Source organism: Rivularia sp. UHCC 0363, from assembly GCF_034931125.1.
Taxonomy (GTDB): domain Bacteria; phylum Cyanobacteriota; class Cyanobacteriia; order Cyanobacteriales; family Nostocaceae; genus Rivularia.
In genome coordinates this window covers 1-19709 of sequence record NZ_JAYGHM010000027.1, presented here as the reverse complement: position 1 = coordinate 19709, position 19709 = coordinate 1, and the positions used below count along the sequence as shown (strand labels likewise).

19 protein-coding genes are annotated in these 19709 nt (G+C 38.3%); 10 read left to right on the top strand and 9 right to left on the bottom strand.

All coding sequences use genetic code 11. The annotated features are described in order from the left end of the window. Positions 1 to 793 precede the first annotated feature (793 nt). On the bottom strand, positions 794 to 2161 hold the full coding sequence (gene dnaA, locus VB797_RS16555) for a chromosomal replication initiator protein DnaA (protein WP_323238811.1): 1368 nt from the start codon (positions 2159 to 2161) through the stop codon (positions 794 to 796). Between the two features lie 183 nt (positions 2162 to 2344). On the opposite strand from dnaA, the gene VB797_RS16550 reads away from it, so the two are divergent. Together VB797_RS16550 and def are read left to right on the top strand one after the other, a co-directional pair. Continuing rightward, entirely contained in the window at positions 2345 to 3607 is a 1263-nt protein-coding gene (locus tag VB797_RS16550; RefSeq protein ID WP_323238810.1) for an HhoA/HhoB/HtrA family serine endopeptidase, read from the top strand. A 438-nt stretch (positions 3608 to 4045) separates the two neighbouring features. After that, positions 4046 to 4579, top strand: a complete 534-nt coding sequence (gene def / locus VB797_RS16545) for a peptide deformylase (protein ID WP_323238809.1) — start codon at positions 4046 to 4048, stop codon at positions 4577 to 4579. Positions 4580 to 4805: 226 nt separating this feature from the next. Here def and VB797_RS16540 read toward each other — a convergent pair whose 3' ends face one another. Continuing rightward, positions 4806 to 6170, bottom strand: coding sequence for a hypothetical protein (locus VB797_RS16540; RefSeq protein WP_323238808.1), 1365 nt, complete (start codon positions 6168 to 6170; stop codon positions 4806 to 4808). A 273-nt stretch (positions 6171 to 6443) separates the two neighbouring features. On the opposite strand from VB797_RS16540, the gene VB797_RS16535 reads away from it, so the two are divergent. The 3 genes from VB797_RS16535 to VB797_RS16525 all read left to right on the top strand — a co-directional run bounded on the left by VB797_RS16535 (position 6444) and on the right by VB797_RS16525 (position 8965). Beyond that, entirely contained in the window at positions 6444 to 7463 is a 1020-nt protein-coding gene (locus VB797_RS16535) for an ABC transporter ATP-binding protein (protein ID WP_323238807.1), read from the top strand. A 145-nt stretch (positions 7464 to 7608) separates the two neighbouring features. Next, entirely contained in the window at positions 7609 to 8508 is a 900-nt protein-coding gene (locus VB797_RS16530; RefSeq protein WP_323238806.1) for an ABC transporter permease, read from the top strand. A 40-nt stretch (positions 8509 to 8548) separates the two neighbouring features. Then, positions 8549 to 8965, top strand: a complete 417-nt coding sequence (locus VB797_RS16525) for a hypothetical protein (RefSeq protein ID WP_323238805.1) — start codon at positions 8549 to 8551, stop codon at positions 8963 to 8965. 62 nt (positions 8966 to 9027) lie between these two features. Here the strand turns inward: VB797_RS16525 and VB797_RS16520 are convergent, their stop codons facing one another. Continuing rightward, positions 9028 to 9465 carry a peroxiredoxin gene (locus VB797_RS16520; protein WP_323238804.1) on the bottom strand — a complete coding sequence of 146 codons (438 nt, stop codon included), beginning with the start codon at positions 9463 to 9465 and terminating at the stop codon, positions 9028 to 9030. Between the two features lie 353 nt (positions 9466 to 9818). Here VB797_RS16520 and VB797_RS16515 point away from each other — a divergent pair, with 353 nt between their 5' ends. The 3 genes from VB797_RS16515 (at position 9819) to VB797_RS16505 (ending at position 12488) form a co-directional block, all read left to right on the top strand. Continuing rightward, positions 9819 to 10223, top strand: coding sequence for an Npun_F0494 family protein (locus tag VB797_RS16515; protein WP_323238803.1), 405 nt, complete (start codon positions 9819 to 9821; stop codon positions 10221 to 10223). 289 nt (positions 10224 to 10512) lie between these two features. Then, on the top strand, positions 10513 to 11991 hold the full coding sequence (cobQ, locus tag VB797_RS16510) for a cobyric acid synthase CobQ (RefSeq protein WP_323238802.1): 1479 nt from the start codon (positions 10513 to 10515) through the stop codon (positions 11989 to 11991). Positions 11992 to 12251: 260 nt separating this feature from the next. Then, a complete protein-coding gene (locus tag VB797_RS16505) occupies positions 12252 to 12488 on the top strand; it encodes a 2Fe-2S iron-sulfur cluster binding domain-containing protein (protein WP_323238801.1) in 237 nt (78 codons plus the stop codon). A 5-nt stretch (positions 12489 to 12493) separates the two neighbouring features. On the opposite strand, the gene VB797_RS16500 is transcribed toward VB797_RS16505, so the two are convergent. From VB797_RS16500 to VB797_RS16475, 6 genes are all read right to left on the bottom strand, one after another. Continuing rightward, the gene (locus VB797_RS16500; RefSeq protein WP_323238800.1) at positions 12494 to 12943 is read right to left on the bottom strand and encodes an SRPBCC family protein; all 450 of its coding nucleotides are present in this window, start codon (positions 12941 to 12943) and stop codon (positions 12494 to 12496) included. Positions 12944 to 12960: 17 nt separating this feature from the next. Continuing rightward, positions 12961 to 14400 carry a 9,9'-di-cis-zeta-carotene desaturase gene (gene zds / locus VB797_RS16495; RefSeq protein WP_323238799.1) on the bottom strand — a complete coding sequence of 480 codons (1440 nt, stop codon included), beginning with the start codon at positions 14398 to 14400 and terminating at the stop codon, positions 12961 to 12963. A 164-nt stretch (positions 14401 to 14564) separates the two neighbouring features. Continuing rightward, complete coding sequence (locus VB797_RS16490) at positions 14565 to 14735, bottom strand: ribbon-helix-helix protein, CopG family (protein WP_323238798.1); 171 nt, start codon at positions 14733 to 14735, stop codon at positions 14565 to 14567. Positions 14736 to 15138: 403 nt separating this feature from the next. Next, a complete protein-coding gene (locus VB797_RS16485) occupies positions 15139 to 15924 on the bottom strand; it encodes a hypothetical protein (RefSeq protein ID WP_323238797.1) in 786 nt (261 codons plus the stop codon). Between the two features lie 753 nt (positions 15925 to 16677). Further along, positions 16678 to 18306: a DUF6930 domain-containing protein gene (locus VB797_RS16480; RefSeq protein WP_323238796.1), complete on the bottom strand. Its 1629-nt coding sequence runs from the start codon at positions 18304 to 18306 to the stop codon at positions 16678 to 16680. A 175-nt stretch (positions 18307 to 18481) separates the two neighbouring features. Next, a complete protein-coding gene (locus VB797_RS16475; RefSeq protein ID WP_323238795.1) occupies positions 18482 to 18613 on the bottom strand; it encodes a hypothetical protein in 132 nt (43 codons plus the stop codon). 150 nt (positions 18614 to 18763) lie between these two features. On the opposite strand from VB797_RS16475, the gene VB797_RS16470 reads away from it, so the two are divergent. Together VB797_RS16470 and VB797_RS16465 are read left to right on the top strand one after the other, a co-directional pair. Continuing rightward, positions 18764 to 19117: an iron-sulfur cluster assembly accessory protein gene (locus VB797_RS16470; protein ID WP_323238794.1), complete on the top strand. Its 354-nt coding sequence runs from the start codon at positions 18764 to 18766 to the stop codon at positions 19115 to 19117. A gap of 88 nt (positions 19118 to 19205) precedes the next feature. Next, positions 19206 to 19625 carry a hypothetical protein gene (locus VB797_RS16465; RefSeq protein ID WP_323238793.1) on the top strand — a complete coding sequence of 140 codons (420 nt, stop codon included), beginning with the start codon at positions 19206 to 19208 and terminating at the stop codon, positions 19623 to 19625. Positions 19626 to 19709 lie beyond the last annotated feature (84 nt).

Sequence of the window (19709 nt, the reverse complement as noted above, 5' to 3'; positions counted from 1 at the left end):
CCGTCTTGCTCAGACCTTAAAATTTTACTCGGTGACACTACAACCCTTATTATTACCTTCAATTTTTAATTAAGTGTCACAGCAGCTGCAATAAAGGGGGATATTATCTACGCCCCCTCAACCGCCTCCCCTACAAGAAAAATATGCCTTTTTGCTAAGTCCTATAAACATAAGATTAGCTACCATTGATGCCGAAATTCACTTTGATCGAGAAGATGTAGAAAAAGCAGGGGGGAAAAACAGTTTTCTATTCGATCAAAGCCGAATTTATTCTTTATTCTAGCCATGTTAAAATTGCTACTTTATATTTAAAGTAATCAGTTTATACGGTATTTTTTTACCACTATATATTCATAGAGATTATTTGGTAAAAATTAAGGTGATAAGTGCGAAATCGTACATTTTTGGTTTGATAAACATTTTTGCAATATTGATAGTTCCATTTTTAAAAGTTGTGGAAAACTCACCACAGTCTTTCTCAAAGACAGTTGTACAAACACCAAATTGTGGAAAAAGCTGTGGAGAAAAAGCTAAGTTTTCCACAGAGTATTTATACTTAGAATTAGTTTTCCACAGTTTTGTTGCGAGTTTTCCCCAAAAAAATGCGATTTTTCCACAAGAATATTGGCTTTTAATTAATTTTAATTAATTTTAATTAATTTTTATACTTAACTTAACTATTTAATAAACAAGCAATGGAGTTGATGATTTATTTCCAAGATAATTTAACAGCTTAATCTATAAAAAAATTATAAAGCAATTTTTGTTTTTTGTTTTTTGTTTTCACCCAGAGTTATTTGTGATTTATATTAATGCGATCGCCAAGTTGACGCAAGATTTGTACCAAGTTGTGGTCGGTAAGTTTTAGTTGAGTAATTTTTTCACAGCTATACATAACAGTTGTATGGTCTTTACCGCCAAATTCTTCGCCGATTCTAGGTAAACTTAGATCTGTATAGTGACGCATTAAATACATTCCGATTTGTCGAGCCCAGCTAATTTCTCTCCTTCTAGAATTACTTTTGAGGTCTTCAATAGAAAGATTGAAAGTATCGGCGACTATACTTAAAATTGCGACTGGAGTTGCTTCTACTTTCTGGGCTTTTGATTCTAGAGCCGAACTGATATTTTCCACAGTCATGGGTAAACCCCAAATAGAAACATACGCTGTGGCTCGAATTAATGCACCTTCCAATTCCCGAATATTATTCGTGTAGTTAGAAGCAATGTACTCTATAACATCTTTGGGTAAACGTAAGTTTTCATCTTCGGCTTTTTTTTGTAAAATAGCCATTCTGGTTTCTAAATCTGGTGCTTGGATATCAGCGATTAATCCCATAGAGAAGCGGGAAGATAATCTTTCTTGCAGACGAGGGATTTGATTGGGAGGACGGTCTGAGGCAATAACTACCTGTTTACCTGCTTCATATAAAGTATTGAAAGTATGAAAAAATTCTTCTTGAGTGGATTCTTTACCTTCAATAAACTGGATATCGTCTACTAAAAGTACATCAGCAGCCCTGTAATGTTCTTGCAGGCTTTGTCTGCTGTCGTTACGAATGGCGCTAATCACATCATTAGTAAACTGTTCGGTAGAAACATAAAATATTTTTGAGTTAGGGAAAATTTCTAAACGATAGTTACCGATCGCCTGCATCAAATGGGTTTTCCCCAATCCCACACCACCATATAGAAACAAAGGATTAAATTCTTTACCGGGAGATTCCGCAACCGCTAAAGATGCAGCATGAGCCAAACGATTGTTTGCACCAACTACAAAGCGGGAAAATGCATATTTTAGATTTAAAATTGATGTTTTTTGCCCATTTTTGCCGATACCTCCGGAAATATTCATTGATGGGGGTAATTTATTAGTTGCTTGGCGATCGCTAATTTCGTCAGCACAATCGCCGTTCGTAACCGTAAAATAAATATCTACTCGACGACCGAGAATATCCTGGACTACTGACGCAATTGTTTTTATGTAATACTTTTGTAACCAATTGCGAGCAAAGGGATTGGGAGTACGAATTACCAAACAGTCCTGCTCCAACTTTTCGGCGATCGCGGTTTTAATCCAAGTTTCAAAAGTGGGACGCGACAGTTCTAGCTGCAAGCGTTCCAATACTTGAGACCATAAATTTTCTATTTTGTCAGACATTTCAAGCACCGATTGTTAGGTAATCGTCACAAAAAACCAGATATTAAATAAGTAGACTTGCCAAAAACATCATGTTCGGGCAATCTAAACCCAAAACTCAATTTTAAGACGGCAGTTATTCTTATATTCATCCAGTAGGCAATATCCTACCATCGACATACTCACACGGAGAAAGAAAATCACATGAATAGAAAAGACCATCAGTCAAAATTAAGTAATATTTATACTAGAACTCAAACTCAGCAGTTTTGCATAAAAAAAATTATCTTAACTTTTAGTGTTGCAATTACTACTGCTTTACTTAGTGGTTGTTCTAACGTCGGTAATGTTATAAGTCGCAAGGTTCCGGAGCAAGAAGCGCAGGCTCAAGATAAAAATACCAATGTACCTAAAATTGCGCCCCCCGCAATCTTTAAAAACTCAGGAGACCCTAATTTTGTGGTTTCTGTCGTACAGCAAGTCGGTCCATCAGTAGTTCGGATTGATACTTCTAAGACAGTAAGTTCCAGCGTTCCGGATGAACTTAACGACCCATTTTTTCGGAGGTTTTTTGGGAATGGAGTGCCAAATCAACCCAGAGAAAGACGAGAAAGCGGTAATGGTTCTGGATTCATTATCAACTCTAACGGTGAAATCTTAACTAACGCTCACGTAGTAGACGGTGCGGATCGAGTAACTGTAAAATTAAAAGATGGTCGTGAATTTGACGGGCAGGTTTTGGGTGAAGACCCGGTAACAGATGTAGCGATAGTTAAAATTAATGCGGATAGTCTACCTACTGTTTCCTTGGGAGATTCCGACTCTTTACAGCCGGGAGAAGCGGTAATTGCCATTGGTAATCCTCTGGGTTTGAACTATACGGTAACTTCTGGAATTATTAGCGCTATAGGTCGTTCTAGCACCGATATTGGTGCGCCTGATAAGCGAGTTGATTATCTTCAAACTGATGCTGCTATCAACCCTGGAAACTCCGGTGGACCTTTGTTAAGTGCTAGCGGACAGGTCATAGGCATGAATACTGCTATAATTAAAGGCGCTCAAGGTATAGGATTTGCGATTCCCGTAAATACAATTAAAAGAATTTCTCAAGAATTAATCGCCAAAGGTAGAGTAGACCATCCCTATTTAGGTGTTCAGATGGTAACATTGACACCCGATGTAAAACAAAAACTCAACGGTGAATTAGGGACTCCGAGTATTTCAGCAGATAAAGGCGTTTTATTAATCCGGATTATGCGCGGTTCTCCGGCATCTCAAGGTGGACTAAAAGCAGGAGATGTGATTGTAAGCATTGATAAGCAGCGCGTCACCAACAATGAAGACGTACAAAGATTAGTAGAAAAAAGTAAAATTGGTCAGCCGCTAAGTATAGAAGTAGAACGTAACGGCAAAACCGTAAATTTAGCGGTCAGACCCGCACCTTTACCCGCAGCAAAAGACGATTAACAACGACCGATTAAGTAGGTCGGCGTTGAAAATCGTGATTAGGAATAGGGAATAGGCTTTGAGACCAATTTACCCAACCGTTACATAGTTGGTTTTATTTGTACCGACTTATTTATCAATGCTCAATTATCAATAAATAATTAAGTTTATTCAGGACAAGTTCATGCTAATCAAATAGTCGTAAAAGAGGGTTGGGGAGAGTAAGATAATAATGCTTACATAGCAAGGTATTCAAAGTTTTTTTAGATCTTTTTGCATCCTACGTACTCAAGAAACATAATTAATGGTTAAACTGATAATTTATCGTGTGATATAGCAGTCCTAAATGATTCGTGAAATATAAATAAGTAGTGCGAGCAAGATGCTCGCCAGCATTATACAAATCAAATGCATAACAGCTTATCCAGTTGTAAAATATAAGAATTGATAATTGATACTATGTCTGAAAAACTTTCTATTATTGAGTTAGGTAATCCGATTCTGCGCCAAAAAGCCGAGTTTGTTAAAGATATTCAAGACAAAACCATTCAAAAATTGATTGATGACTTATTGGTAACAGTGAAGGAGACTAACGGTGTAGGCATTGCCGCACCACAAGTTGCCGTGGGTTATCGTATATTTATCGTTGCTTCTCGTCCCAATTTCAGATATCCAAATGCCCCTTTGATGGAGCCGACAGCAATGATTAATCCGCGAATTCTTAATTATTCTGATGACATTGTTAAAGGTTGGGAAGGCTGTTTAAGTATTCCGGGAATTAGGGGATTAGTTCCGAGATATCGAGAAATTGAAGTTGAATATACCGATAGATATGGTCAATTACAAAAGCAAGAATTAACGGATTTTGTTGCTCGTATTTTCCAGCATGAATACGACCATTTTGAGGGATTAGTATTTTTAGATAGAGTTGAAACTACTTTTGATATTGTGACCGAACAAGAATATCAAAATTTGATTATTAACCAGCTTTGATCGAGTATAAACTTTTAAACTAGAAACCCGACTTTTATATAGGACTTACGCAATTGTCACAAGATCCTGGTTGGTGCGTGACACTATAACCTCATTATTACGTTAAAAATTAGTCAAAGTGTCACAGCACCCTACAACAAAATATGCCTTTTTGCTAAGTCCTACTATAAATAAAAAAATAAAAAGCCGGGTTTCTCGAATGTGTATATGTGAGCAATAAAATCACTTATTCTTCAGGGTCGCGATATCGCTTATAAATATCCATTGCAGCTAGATAACATTCGTCAGCTTTTTGCAAGTTTTCATTCTTGTCCCCCCGAATACGCTGTTTATAAGCATTACCCAAATTATATTGAGTCATTGCCCATTGCTGCGGAACCAGATTGGGTTGATACACTTCCAAGGCTGCATTGTAGGATAATATAGCGATTTCCATATTCTCAGCCTTGTCACCAGCAACGCGATCGCAATACACGTTACCCAAGTTGTATTGAATTGCCGCCCATTGATACGGAAATACCGAACGTTGGTATACGTCTAATGCAGCAAAATAGTATTGAATAGCTATTTCCAGGTTTTCTGCTTTATCTCCATTTTCCCTACCTTTATAAGCCGTACCCAAATTATTTTGAGTCATGGCCCAATCTTCAGGAAAAGTATCGCGTAGATAGACTTCCAAGGCAAGTTTATAACAATTAATCCCTGCGTCTAAATTATTTCCACTCTCCCCAATAATACGCTCAACCAGAGCATTACCAAGATTGTTCTGAGTTCCAGCCCATTCTTCTGGGTATTTGTCACGATTAAAATAAGTTAATGCTACCTGATAACCAATAATCGCAATTTCTAAGTTTTCCGCTTTATTCCCTAATGAGAACTGTTGAATTAATACACTAAAATTAACAAGATCTACTACAACGCTATGGGCTATTGAAGGCTGCACTTTTTCTACAGTTTCCTTGACCCAATCTTGCAGAACTTGGGCAAAATACGTATTTAGTTTGTCTAAATTCGCAGCCAATAACGGATACACCACTTTTGCATTCCCATTACTGTTAGAAGTAGTGCGTAATACTTCTCCCAGAAAATCCAAATAATTTTGAGCGGGTTGGACAGCAGGTAAAGCTTTCATTCCCTTCGCTAAAGGTGCAGCAATACCTTGGAGAAATTCCGAAGCTTTTCGCTCGCCGATTTCTGCCATCATTCCTGCTACTTGTGCTAAAGTCAAAATGAACTGCGTATCAATTAAATCTTGATGTTCGCGTAAAATTTCTGCTTCTGCTCCCAAAGGACAACTCATCAACGTTTCAATTAGTTCCAAATAAGCAGACGGACGCTCCGAACCAGCATCAAATGTCTTTGTTGCCTGCGTTAACATTCCTTTTAACTCTTGTGCCAAATTCCTCAAGAACTCAGTAGTTCCAGTAGCACCTTGCTCTTCTGCTTGAATGGCGATCTGCTCCATCACCATAATCAAATCTTCATCAACCAATTGTGTATTGGCTTTTAAAATTACAAACTCCTCTCCACTAGGACAGTTCAAAAGTTCCTTAATCAGAGCAATGTATTCCCGCAGACGGCGTTCATCCATTAGGGTGAATCTCCGTAGTTTTTAAGCTAATTTTTACACCTCAGCCCGCTGAAGGTAATCGATAGAAATACCTTTATCAGCCTCTTGATACATTGATTGCTACTTTTAACCGATGACAAGAGGGGGAGATGGGGGGACAAGGGGATGGGGAGATGGGGAGACAAGGGGATGGGGGGATAATCTAAAATCCAAAATCTAAAATCCAAACTGTCGCTTGACTTCTACAATAAAGATAGAATTTGTTGAGATTTTTATATTTAAGAGTTAATGTCAATGGCTCCTGCCGTTTTAGTTGAAAATTTAAAGAAAAGCTACGGCACTACCGAAGCCGTTAAGGATATTTCCTTTAAAGTTGAACGAGGGGAAATATTTGGTTTGCTCGGTCCTAATGGTGCTGGTAAAACTACTACTCTGCGTGCTTTGTGTACTTTAACTACGCCAGATGCTGGCAAAATCGAAGTATCTGGAATTTCTGTAATTGATAATCCCAAAGAGGCCAGGAAACGTCTTGGTTATGTAGCGCAAGAGGTTGCTTTAGATAAGGTACTGACTGGAAAAGAATTATTGCAACTGCAAGCAGCGCTTTATCATATACCTGCAAAAGTCACAAAACAGCGTATTGAAAATGTTTTAGATTTACTTGGTTTACAGGAATACGCGAATAAAAAAACAGGAACTTATTCTGGTGGTTTACGCAAACGCTTGGACTTAGCTGCTGGATTGCTGCACGCACCCGACGTACTGGTACTAGATGAACCAACAGCGGGACTTGATATAGAAAGCCGTTTCGTGGTGTGGGAATTTTTGCGGAAGTTGCGAGAAGCTGGAACAACAGTATTAATTACCAGCCATTATTTAGAAGAAATCGATGCTTTGTCGGATCGAGTTGCGATCGCAGATCGTGGTGAGGTAATTGCGACTGGAACACCATCCCAATTAAAAGATAAATTAGGAGGAGATCGAGTAACTCTCCGCATTCGCGAGTTTACCTCAGATGATGAAGCTCAAAAAGCCAAAAATTTACTTACTTCTCTACCTTTTGTAAAAGAAGCAATTATTAATAACGCTCAAGGTAACTCGTTAAATTTGGTCGTTACCCAGCAAAATGACGCTTTAATGACTATTCAGCAAGCTTTAAATAATGCTGGTTTACCCACTTTCGGTATTGCTCAGTCTCGTCCTAGTTTAGATGATGTTTACCTAGCAGCAACAGGACGCACTTTAATGGATGCCGAATTTGCAGCAGTCGGAACTCGCGATATGAAAGCTGAAAAGAAACAAAGTATGAAATAGGTCAAAGGTCAAAGGTTAAGGTTAGAGGTTAAAGGTTGATAGTTGTTTTATTAACCAATAACTCCTCACTCCTCACTCCTAACTCCTAACTCCTAACTCCTAAATCTTTCAATCCAAAATCCAAAATCTAAAATCCAAAATTATCATGAGCGGTACAGTTTTACCTTCCAAATCAGCAGATATTAATTTGCAGCAAATAGCGTCACCACAACTATATAGTGATGCGAATCAAAGTGTTTTCGGCGAGTTAGTTCAAGAAACTTTAGCGTTGACTCGTCGTCTGTTTATTCAATTACAGCGTCGTCCTTCAACTTTAGTAGCTAGTATTATTCAACCTGTAATGTGGTTGGTGTTATTTGGCGCACTTTTCCAAAATGCACCAAAAGGTATTTTTGGCAATACTACAAATTACGCTCAATTTTTAGCTGCTGGCATAATAGTATTTACGGCTTTCAGTGGAGCGCTAAATGCTGGTTTACCTATTATGTTTGACCGAGAATTTGGCTTTTTAAATCGCTTATTAGTTGCTCCTTTAGCGTCGCGCTTTTCTATCGTCTTTGCTTCTGCAATCTTTATTATCAGTCAAACTTTGCTGCAAGCAGCGGTAATTGTAGGCGCTGCGGCGTTTTTAGGTGCGGGTATCCCGGATGCAGCTGGTTTGGGTACCATAGCTTTAATCGTCTTTCTCCTGGCTTTGGGTGTAACGGCTCTCTCGTTGGGTTTAGCCTTCGCACTACCGGGACACATTGAGCTAATAGCGGTAATTTTCGTAACCAACCTACCGTTATTATTTGCCAGTACGGCTTTAGCTCCTTTGTCGTTTATGCCTCAATGGTTGCAGGTTGTAGCAACAATCAATCCTCTAAGTTATGCGATCGAAGCTATCCGCTATCTGTATCAACATGACAGTTGGGGATTAAATAGTATAGTGATGCACGCTTTCTGGGGTGATGTAACTTTTGGTGGTGCAATACTAGTATTGTTAGGCTTTGCGGTTGTAGCATTATTAAGCATTCAACCCCGCCTACGTCGTACTCTTGCGTAAAATAGAAGTATTAATTAGACTCGTAAAAGGGGAATATTTCATGAAAGTACAGCTTAATAAAATAGTTGCTGCAATTACGGTTGGCATTGCTTGCATAATTGCACCATCAGCAACCTTAGCTCAAACCAGTCAAGACCTTTCTGTTCCATCTAGCTACCAAAACAATACTTTTGAGTCAAAACAAGGTGATGGAGATTCGATCAACGGACCTCAAGATGGTAATTTCAATCCAATGAGTTTGATTCATCAGGCAAATTTTGGCAATTTAGATTGGCAAGGTTTTTCTTCCCAAAATAGACAACAAATTAATTCGGAAGCTGATTCATTTCGTGCAAAACAACAACGCTTGCTGCAACAGAGTCAGCAACAATCGGTAAGCGGACAACAAAAACCCAGCAATTTTGATTTTGCATTGCCAGTTTATACTCCAGCGCAAACACCTGCTTCTGGGAATTAAAGCAAGATTGTTAAAATAAACGTGAGATTTGGAGACGTTGCACTGCAACGTCTCTACATTAATTATAAACCCAAAGATTTCAATACATCTTCAGCGTGGCTAGCTGTATTAACGCTAGCATCAACGTTCTGGATTTTACCTCCACCATCTATTACGTAGGTAACGCGCTTCGCGTAACCACCACCATCAACATCATAAGCCTTGATTAACTCTTTGTTGTTGTCAGCAAGTAAAGGAAAATTGAGATTGTATTTTTCAGTAAAAGCTTGGTGGGAAGCTTCATCATCTGCACTTACACCTAAAATAACGATATCCTTGCTTTGATATTGCGATTGAGCATCGCGGAAGCTACAGGCTTGTTTGGTACATCCAGGAGTATCGTCTTTGGGATAAAAGTACAAAACTACTGTCTTACCTTTAAAATCTGACAGAGAAACGGTGTTGCCGTTGGTATCTTTGGTGGTGAAATTAGGTGCTTCGCTTCCAACTGAGAGAGCCATAGTTTTAGTTTAATTTACTTGATTGCAATGAGTATTTTATCTTAAATACCTGCTAATCTATCAATTGTTGTATCTTTACTTAGTATTGTGTATTCTTTGAATAACTATTAAATAAATCAATAGAATTTAGATTATTAATCTGTTTAAAATTTAGCTATTTTCTACTTTGAATTGTTTGATTATATAACCGGGGTGTAGCTGTATTTATTACCAAAGCTAGCTCCGCACCTGCGAGCAGGTATATCTTAAAATTGCCGTAAATCAGATAAATTGGGCAAATTAATAATTTTTATTTAAATTAAAACAATATTACGATTAACATAGTAAGTAAAAATAATATCAATATACCCAAAATGGCTGCTGTTGATTCGCAAACCCAAAAAAGTTTTACCTATTCTCATTTCACCCAAAAAAGAGCTTCCCGATCGCTCAGATGTTCTCCTTTCAATTTAAGCTTATTTCAAAAGATGCTCGCAGGACGAATAGCAATGAGTGAAATTGCTGGTAGTAATGGTGTGAAAAACAACTATACAAAACGTCCTTTGTCTGAATTAGCAGCAGATAACGCTTTGGTATGGTTGATTGAAGTCGGTTTGCTGCGTCGCGAAGTTGACGGACAAGGTATAACAGATAGTTTTCGTCTAACTCCTTTGGGTCGGCAAATGGTAGAAAGCGCGTCATCAGAGGCTTGGAGCGTTCCTACATTTGGCGATCGCCTCAAAAATGCATTCACACGTATATTTAGATTACCTTTTTAAGTAGATCCCTTTTCGCTACCCCTTAAAGTACACAATCTTCTAGCGGGACAGGAATAATTACGGTAATTAGGTGAAGAATAGTTAGGAGTAAGGTTAAGAGGGGAACAATATATACGGAAGCCTCAATTTCCTTTGTGAAGTGTTTATAAATGGGAATACAAACCTACTTTGATTTATTAGGGTTCGATTTTGAAACTAGGTGCTATCAATTACCCAGTCGCTAATCGCATTTTCCTTGGCTTCATCCCTTTACTTAGTCAGTCCGAAAAATAAAAGATAATACTTAATTATGAAAGCAATTATGGTAGTGGGAACAACATCCCACGCAGGGAAATCACTTTTATGCGCCGCAATTTGTCGTATTTTATCGCGACGCGGCTGGCGAGTGGCCCCCTTTAAAGGTCAGAATATGGCGAACAATGCTTATGTTACAGCCAATGGTGGAGAAATTGGTTACGCACAAGCGGTACAAGCCTGGGCTGCGGGGGTAGTTCCTTGGATAGAAATGAACCCAGTTTTATTAAAACCTCAAGGAGATATGACTTCTCAGGTAATTATTAAGGGTAAGCCTGTAGGGAAAGTCAGCGCTACGGACTACTACGAGCAGTATTTTGACATCGGATGGCAAGCGATTGAAGAATCTTTACATAACCTGGGAACGGAATTTGACTTATTAGTTTGCGAGGGTGCTGGTAGTCCTGCGGAAATCAACCTCAAACACCGCGACTTAGCTAATATGCGAGTTGCTAAGCATTTGAATGCAATGACTTTATTAGTAGTTGATATCGAGCGTGGTGGTGCTTTTGCCCACGTTGTTGGCACTTTGGAGTTATTGGAACCAGACGAACGGGCTTTAATTAAAGGAATCGTAATTAACAAATTCCGGGGACAGCGTTCGATTTTGGAACCGGGAATTAAGTGGTTGGAAGAAAGGACTGGGATTCCAGTTGTAGGAGTTATCCCTTATCTAGAACAGGTATTTCCTGCCGAAGATTCTCTCGATCTATTAGAACGAAAACCGCGCAAATTTAACAGTGAACTAAATATTACTGTTGTTAAGTTACCAAGAATCGCTAACTTTACAGATTTTGACCCCCTCGAATCGGAACCCAGCGTTGGTATAAAATACTTAAGTCCGAAGCATGATTTGGGACATCCTGATGCAGTAATTCTTCCAGGTACGAAAACTACAATACCCGACTTATTGTTACTCCAAAGAACTGGAATGGCCGAGCAAATTCAAAATTATGCAGCAGCGGGTGGAACGGTATTAGGAATTTGCGGTGGTTTCCAAATTTTAGGTCAAATGATAGCCGATCCTGAAGGGATAGAAGGACAAGCTGGTAGATTTGGAGGTTTGGGGTTATTACCGATTAAAAGCGTAATTACAGGACAAAAAATAGCCCGACAGCGCCAAGTTACTTCTAATTTTCCTCAAGCTGGCTTACCCGTTCATGGCTTTGAAATCCATCAAGGGCGTTCGCGGATTGAAACCCAAGGTCCGAATACTCAAGGTTTCGAGGCTTTATTTGATGATGTTAATTTAGGTTTAGTAGATAAGTGTCAATCGGTTTGGGGTACTTATCTTCACGGTATGTTTGATAACGGACCCTGGCGACGCGCTTGGTTAAATCGCTTACGTCAACAGCGGGGTTTAAAATCTTTACCTACTGGTGTTCCTAATTATCGCGAACAAAGAGAAAAACTCTTAGATTCTCTGGCTGTAAATGTAGAACGCTATTTAGACTTAAGCGTTTTATTATCTTAGTTAGTTGTTACTCCCTTCCCGGCAGAAGATTACCGATTAAAAAACCGCTGAGACAAGCCACTGCGTTGGGCGGGTTCCCCGACTTGTAGCAAGTGGCGTGCAGAGAGCGCTGAGGAAAGAAGTAAACAGAGATAGGTAAATTTAGAGCGGGAAGGGAGTAGTTGTTAAATTAGCAAGTATATGTTGGTAGTTTATAATGACCCTATTTCCACTCGTCACCGCATTTATTTATTAACTCCTAACTCCTAACTCAAAAAAACATGAGCATTCAAGTCCAGTTTTTACCAGATAATGTTACAGTTGATGCCGAAATCGGAGAATCTTTGCTCGATGTAGCTGACAGAGCAGGGGTATCTATTCCTACTGGTTGTTTAATGGGGTCTTGTCACGCTTGCACGGTAGAGGTGAGTGGAGATACTATCCGCGCTTGCATTAGTTCGGTACCAGCAGGACGAGAAAAACTGACTATTAGTATATTCAGCGACCCAACCTGGTAAGTCAGTTATTCGAGAGAAGTAACTCCAGTTTGAGCGTATTCCTTAAACCTTGCCAAACTTTCTTCCAGCGTTGATTCTACGACTCGTCCTAAAAACAAGTTATCCATTAGTTTGCCAATAATACCGGGTATGGCATAACCAACGGTCAGTTTGACAATACTAGAATTTTGGCGATCGTAAAATCTTATTGCTCCTCTATTGGGTAAACCATCGACTGATTCCCATTGGATTATTTGATTCGGTATTATCTTGAGGATTCGCGATCGCCAACTAAAGTTGAATCCACCAGCGTTTAATTTCCACAGGGATAATTCTGGATTGTCTTCAAGAACTTTGACTGAATCAATCCATTTCATCCAGCGAGGCATCTGCTCTAAGTCCGACCACATACCCCATACTACATCTATAGGAGCGTCTACCTCTACTTGTACGGTATGCTCCAACCAGTTAGCCATATAGTTTTTTTAAAAAGCTATTTTTTTACAGTTTCCAAAACGACCTTTGCAGCACGCCTTCCCGAAATTGTTGCACCTTCCATACTATCGATATAATCTTGCTGAGTGTAACTACCCGCGAGGAAGAAATTTTCCAAGGGCGTTTTTTGCTGCGGACGATAAACATCCATTCCCGGTGCTTCGCGGTACAGCGACTGAGCAAGCTTAACGACACTATACCAGGTCATGTTTAATTCTCGCGAGGAAGGAAATAACTCATGTACCTGAGCTAAGACGTGTTTGGCGATTTCTTCGTTATTTTTCTTAATAAAAGGGTCTCCTGGTGTTAGTACCAGTTGCATCAAAGAACCGCTGCCTTCACGATAATAATCAGCAGGGCTGGTTAAAGCTAAATCGGCAAAGCAAGAAAAGTCGGCATCCGGGGTATACAGTAAATTATCTATACCCGCAGCTTGCTGTAATGAGGAGCGTTTCTCGGCATCCTGCATTTCTGTTACCCAACCATCAAAGCGTAACTGCACGGTTGCTACAGGTACCGCATCCAATTTGTAAATATTGTCAAACTCCGACCATTTACGCCACTCGGAGGGTAACAATCGAGTAATTCCAGGCAAGTCACAAGCTGCAATGTAAGCATCAGCGGTGATATTTTCCTCGTTTTCTCCATTCTTTACTACCAAACCATCCACCCGCGCCGTACCTTCAACTTCGGTAAACTTAATTTCTCGTACTTGGCGACGGGTATAAATTTTGGCTCCTCTGGCTTGCAAATAATTTAGAATTGGCTGGTGCAGGTATTCTTGAGGAGAACCTTCGAGCATCCGCAGTTTTGAAGCTTCGGTTCTAGTTGCAAATAACTGGAATATTGTCAACATACAGCGGGCGGACATATTTTCACAATCGATGAAGCCCAAAGCGTAAGCAATGGGGTTCCACATCCGTTCAATACTGCCATTGTTTCCACCGTGACTGCGGAACCAGTCTGCAAAGCTAATTTTATCCAAGTCGCGGATAGTGTTCATTGCACCATCAAAGTCAACTAAGCCTCGCACAATCGGACTTGTCCCCAGCGCTAGAGAATTCTGGATCTTATCCTGTAACGACAGTTGAGAAGTGGTAAAGAAAGCTTTCAATCCATTGAAGGGCGCACCAGTCAAGAAGCGAAAATCTAAAGAACCAGTACGCCCCCCTCGATTTATAAACTGATGGGTATGTTCTTTTTGACGTAAGTTTTCAAATGCACCCACCTTTTTCATCAAATCAAACAGTTGATAGTAGCATCCAAAAAAGACGTGCAATCCCATTTCCAAATGATTACCATCGCTATCAATCCAACTACCGACTTTCCCACCAATAAATGGACGAGACTCGAAAATCTGGATTTCACAACCGGCATCGGCTAAATCGACAGCACATGATAAACCGGCTAGTCCCGCACCTACGATTGCAACTCGCATTTCGTTTTTAATAATTCAGTATCTTTACAGATTGTAACTGAATTGGTGACGGAATTTGCCGTTGCTTTACATTCGGGTAAGAAAGCAGTCCCGATCCCTATCAAGTCTTCACAGTTATTGTCCGATGTTGCCGCCTGAAAACGCTTTTTAGCTTAACTACTTCTTTAACTTGCAACATCTTTATTTTCTTCCAAGATGGATAAACCTCGAATCAATTCTCGAATTACATCTGTCGCTGGTCTACCGGTTTGCTGGCAATATTTTTCCAGTTTTTCCGCTTCTTGTGCTGCGAGATTTACTGTAATACGTTTTACAGCCCATTTCTTATTGGTCATTTTGTGATGTTATCTGCTGTATATTGACATCATTGAAGAAATCAAAAAATAAATAATGAGAGCGATAATCGTATCAGAGTTGCCAAAACTAAACAAGGATTAGTGTTTGTACAGAAAGTAAAATTTATCCTTGCATAATTCATCAAGACAACTAGATATCTATATCATCATTTATAAATTGAGTTGATTACGGTAGGATATGGTACATTCTTTGCTTTGTTAAATTGAACTCAACAAAACTTCCAGATAAAGTGCGATAGAAGTAAATTTTATAAATTTAGTTGAGACATTTACTGTTAAGCTAATAACGGTTTGCAATTTTTTCTCTCTTCATAAGCATTTAATGACCGATCGCAATTACTGTCGCTAAATACTTCGAGAAAAAAATAGATGCTTTCATTATCTAAAAACATGGCATTAAAGTATTAGCTTGTTCTGTATTGAAGCGTTTGCTAATTTCTTCTGCTAACAGATGGAGCATTTGATAAATCATTTCCAAACATACTTTTAATACCAGGGTAAGCATTAGCTCCAGTTGTATTACCATCAAAGCTACAGAATGGCAATCAATGGCTGCTGCGGTGTAAGCGTGTTGCAACAGCAGATACAAATGGTTATTAATTACTTTAAAGTAAGCACGAATTAAAGTTTGTTCAGTATGACAAAGTAACTGTAACAGTATTTGGCTATTGTCGCGATACATACTCACAAAGCCATACCTGTATTTTCTTAACGCTGCAAGTGAAGCACTAATAGCTTTTGCTAACTGATGAGGAACAAATTTTGCGTAATTTAATTTTGGCGATCGCAATTCTTCAAGCGTTAACTGTACGGGATGATTATAAACGTCCAAATAAACATCCAAAGTTTTTTCAGAAATTTGCAAATAATCTCCGGCAATTTTGTTCTTTTCAATCAATAATGGTTTTATCGGATGTATCACCTCCTTAGATAGTAATTTTTGAGTTTTTCCTGAACCTTGCAAGCTAACATTTTGCAGCCATAATTTAAGCTTTTGTGTTAATTTTTGTCGTTGTCGAGAGATAGCTTGATTTAAATTATCACCATATAATATAGATTCATCTTTATCATAAATTTTGTTTGAGCATTGTAATCCTAAAAATTCAATCGTCACGCGAATTACTGAATTCTTATAAGAGTCTAAGTTATTCCCTAAATGCTCGTACATATAAATAAAAGTTCATCAACATATTTTCAATCAAACATTCAATCTACTGATTACTAGATTGTATATCTATTTTTTAAAATCATTATTTACTTTACTTAATCTTTAATAAAATCAAAAAAAATTGATTAATTTTTCTCTTTATGAAGTAAATACATTAATCATATAAAGTCTTTATTTAAAAAAAACTCATGTTGATTAAATGTTACAGCAGCAAACAGAAAGTAAGTAGGTTAACAGTTATGAAAAGGGAGTAGGGAATAGGGGAAGGGTTTTAAACTTAATTTACATTCTGTTACATAGTTCGATTTATTTCTACCAATCGACTTAAGGTTAGGAGAAAATATAAAATATAAAATATATTCTGAAACGAATAGATATATTTAAAATATATTTGGATATATAGCAGTTTGTAAATAAATGAGGTATATTGCTCTACTCCCTACTTCCTTATAACTATGTGTTCTGTACCTTAATCAAATGAAATCGGCTGTATAAGTAAAGAATTAAATAAATAAAAAAATCAATTATATAAAATAAATTATATATGGTTATTCAGTACATATTATGCTAAATATATGACTAAAAAGCTTTCTATCCTTACTATATAAAGACAATTAAAGACAATTGGATTTTTAACTCGATATAAAGCAATAAATATTGCTTCTTATTACTATTCCCCATTCCCCATTCCCTATTCCCTGTTTTGAATTTAGTTAACATCCTCTTGTACGGAAGAGCCATAAATATCATATTTTAGACTTGAGGCATTAATTTAAAGCTACCAATACCTAATTCCTTGGGTGACAAATAACGCGCTTCAAACAGAGCCATCATATCTCGCAATTGAGGATTGCCGCGAGAAGCTCCGGTTAATCCCTTAGCAATAATCAAACCGCAATATCCTTGAGTATTTTGACAGCGCTGATTCCATTTTCGTCTAGCTTCTGCATGAGATGGGTCATCATCTTCAAATTCACCAAAAAGAAACAAATCTTGATTTTGAGTTTGTAATAAACCAAGGTCGTAACGCTTACCATTAAAAGGGTCTGCACCGGGATTAAAACAAATTGACTTGAGTCCACCCTGTTTTTCAATACATTCAATTACAGTTTTTGCTTTGGGACGGGATGTTTGAATTAAGATTACTGGTAAGCCATCACCAGCTTGTGTAACTTCACCTACTTTATAATACTTAGAAGTATCCTCTAAATATTCCAACATTTCCCAAGAAATTACGCCCAAACTAATATTAGAATCTTGCGGAATTAAATCATCTCGCAGCGAACTTAAGTTAGGTACAGAACTTAGCATAGTTTCTTGATCGTCATCCTCAAAACTCGACATTTCTTCCAATTCACTTGTTAACTGTGTTTGAGTAGCAACAGTAACCAATATTGATTTAGTCGATTCTAGAGATGGTAAAGATACACGATAGCGATGGCTCAAAGATGGAAACAAACCATTAATTAAGCTAGTACGCTGGTCGCGAATAAAACGATATAAAGCAATCAACGCAACTAATACAACTTTGGCTTCTTCTTCATATAAAATAGACCGGACTCCTTCAAGAGGATGAATATTACCAAAAGTTGGATTAATTTCCGATAGTGGAAAATCTGCTAAATCTACAAAAATATCTTCGTTTTCATCAGTTTGCGAAGCGCGTTCAAATGTGAGAAACAAGCAATCTTGTTTGAGAAAAGCTTCTTCTAAATAATCTTGTGAAGAGTCTTCTTTTAAAACGGTAGCACGAAAATATTTCAGAGATTCCTCGGAACGATAAAGTAAAATTCCATACTCCATACCCAACATTCCCATTACTGAAGCGTGTAGAGTACCGATATCCCACTGATTGATTTCTATTGATAAAATTTGCTGTTCTTCTAAAAATTCCCAAGGTGCTAATTTCCAAATAGCAAAAGCTTTATTTCTCAATAAGTCCGCGTATTCTGGAGGTAAATCTGGAATTTGATTCTCGATAACTTCTGAAAAACCGCGAAACAGTTCATCAATTAACGGTAATTCGGGTACGCGATCAATTGCAATATCTATATCTTGCAGTACCCCCCGTAAATAAAATTGAATTTCTCTATCTTGGACTACAATTCGTTGAGGTCGAGCCGGTTTTGCTGGACTGTGGGGACTTTCGATGGCCCGCATCAAAGTACGGACAACCGCTTCTGGTCCAGATAAAGGATTTACAACGTCCATCCCTCGTACAATTCCCTCTTGTGCATCAACCCAAATAATGCATTCATTTTGTGATGATGCTTCCCCGTTTGCGTGTGATGATGAAAATGGACGGCGATCGCCTTCCCATACAGAATGAGTTTGGGGTATTTTCTTTAAACGACGGATGGTAGAGCGACTAAAACTTGTCATAAAGTGGATTTATTTTCTTCTTTCCGTGCAAATTTTATTTTTTGGGACAAGGAAGTTTGGATGGATTCTTATTATCCTTTTTCCTGGATTAAAAATAGGAACTCCGTAAATAAGTTTTTTTTATAAATACGCCGAGTTTTTCAATTTTAGGATAAAAATATTCGGGATGCTGCAATTAGATAGACTCATGCTCGTAATTCGCATCATACCCAAATTTTTCGCGCTCTTGATTTCCCGAACCAAAAGGATCGAAATCAATATGCTTCCCTAGTTCAAAACGTTTTTTATTTAAAATTAAAACGTCCATTCGCTCGATCAATATCGCTAAAATGAATACAAGAACAAAAATAGCGGCTGCGAACCAAGTTATGTAACTAGTTTTATCTAGTTTCCGTTCATAATTCGTATATAGAGCCGCACCCGCGATCGTTTAACCATATTATTGGAGTCTAAATAAATGACACAAGCAACTGAGTCTAAACGGGGAATTCAACTGAGCGAAGCCGCACTTAGACAAGTTAAATTATTACAAGAAAAACAAGGAAAAGCCCTCTGCTTGCGGGTAGGAGTACGTCAAGGTGGCTGTTCTGGAATGTCTTACATGATGGATTTTGAAGACCCCAGTCAAATTACTGACCACGATGATACATTTGATTACGATGGATTTAAAATTGTTTGCGATCGCAAAAGTTTATTATATCTCTATGGGTTGATGCTTGATTATAGCGATTCTTTGATTGGTGGAGGCTTTCAGTTCACTAATCCCAACGCTAACGCTACTTGTGGTTGTGGCAAATCCTTTGGTGTCTAATATCAGTTTGTCCCATTCCTTTGTCTTTTTTGGTAAATAGTTATTTAATGACAAAGGAATTCCTTCAAAGCATGATGATTGTTTTACTATGACTCAAACAGTTGAATCCCTGTTTGATACAGGTTTAGAAAGTTATAAAGCTGGAACCGACGCTACCGAGTTGATTCCTGTTTTTAAAGAAGTTTGCGATCGCGCACCTGATAATAGTGCCGCATGGACTTGTTTGTCCTGGCTGTATATGCTGGCAGATAAACCAAAGCTTGCTTGTAAAGCGGCTCAAAAGGCTGTAAAGTTAAATCCCCAAGACCCCCAAGCAAGGGTTAATCTGGCTACAGCTATGCTGGAAACGGGTCAAAAAGGCTTGCGAGACCATGTAGAAGTTGCTTCCCAGTTGATTATGGTTAACCAGGAATGGTACGACGAAATCAAAGGTAGTATTGAAGACGGTTTAACCAGAAAGCCAGATTGGAAAAGTTTGGCGAAAATGAAAAACTGGCTATTTGAGTAGTTTAACTAAAACGTTCATTAGCTTTTATCTGTGGATTAAATACCACAGATTTTTCATGATTTTTACCAAATAGGGAACAGGGAG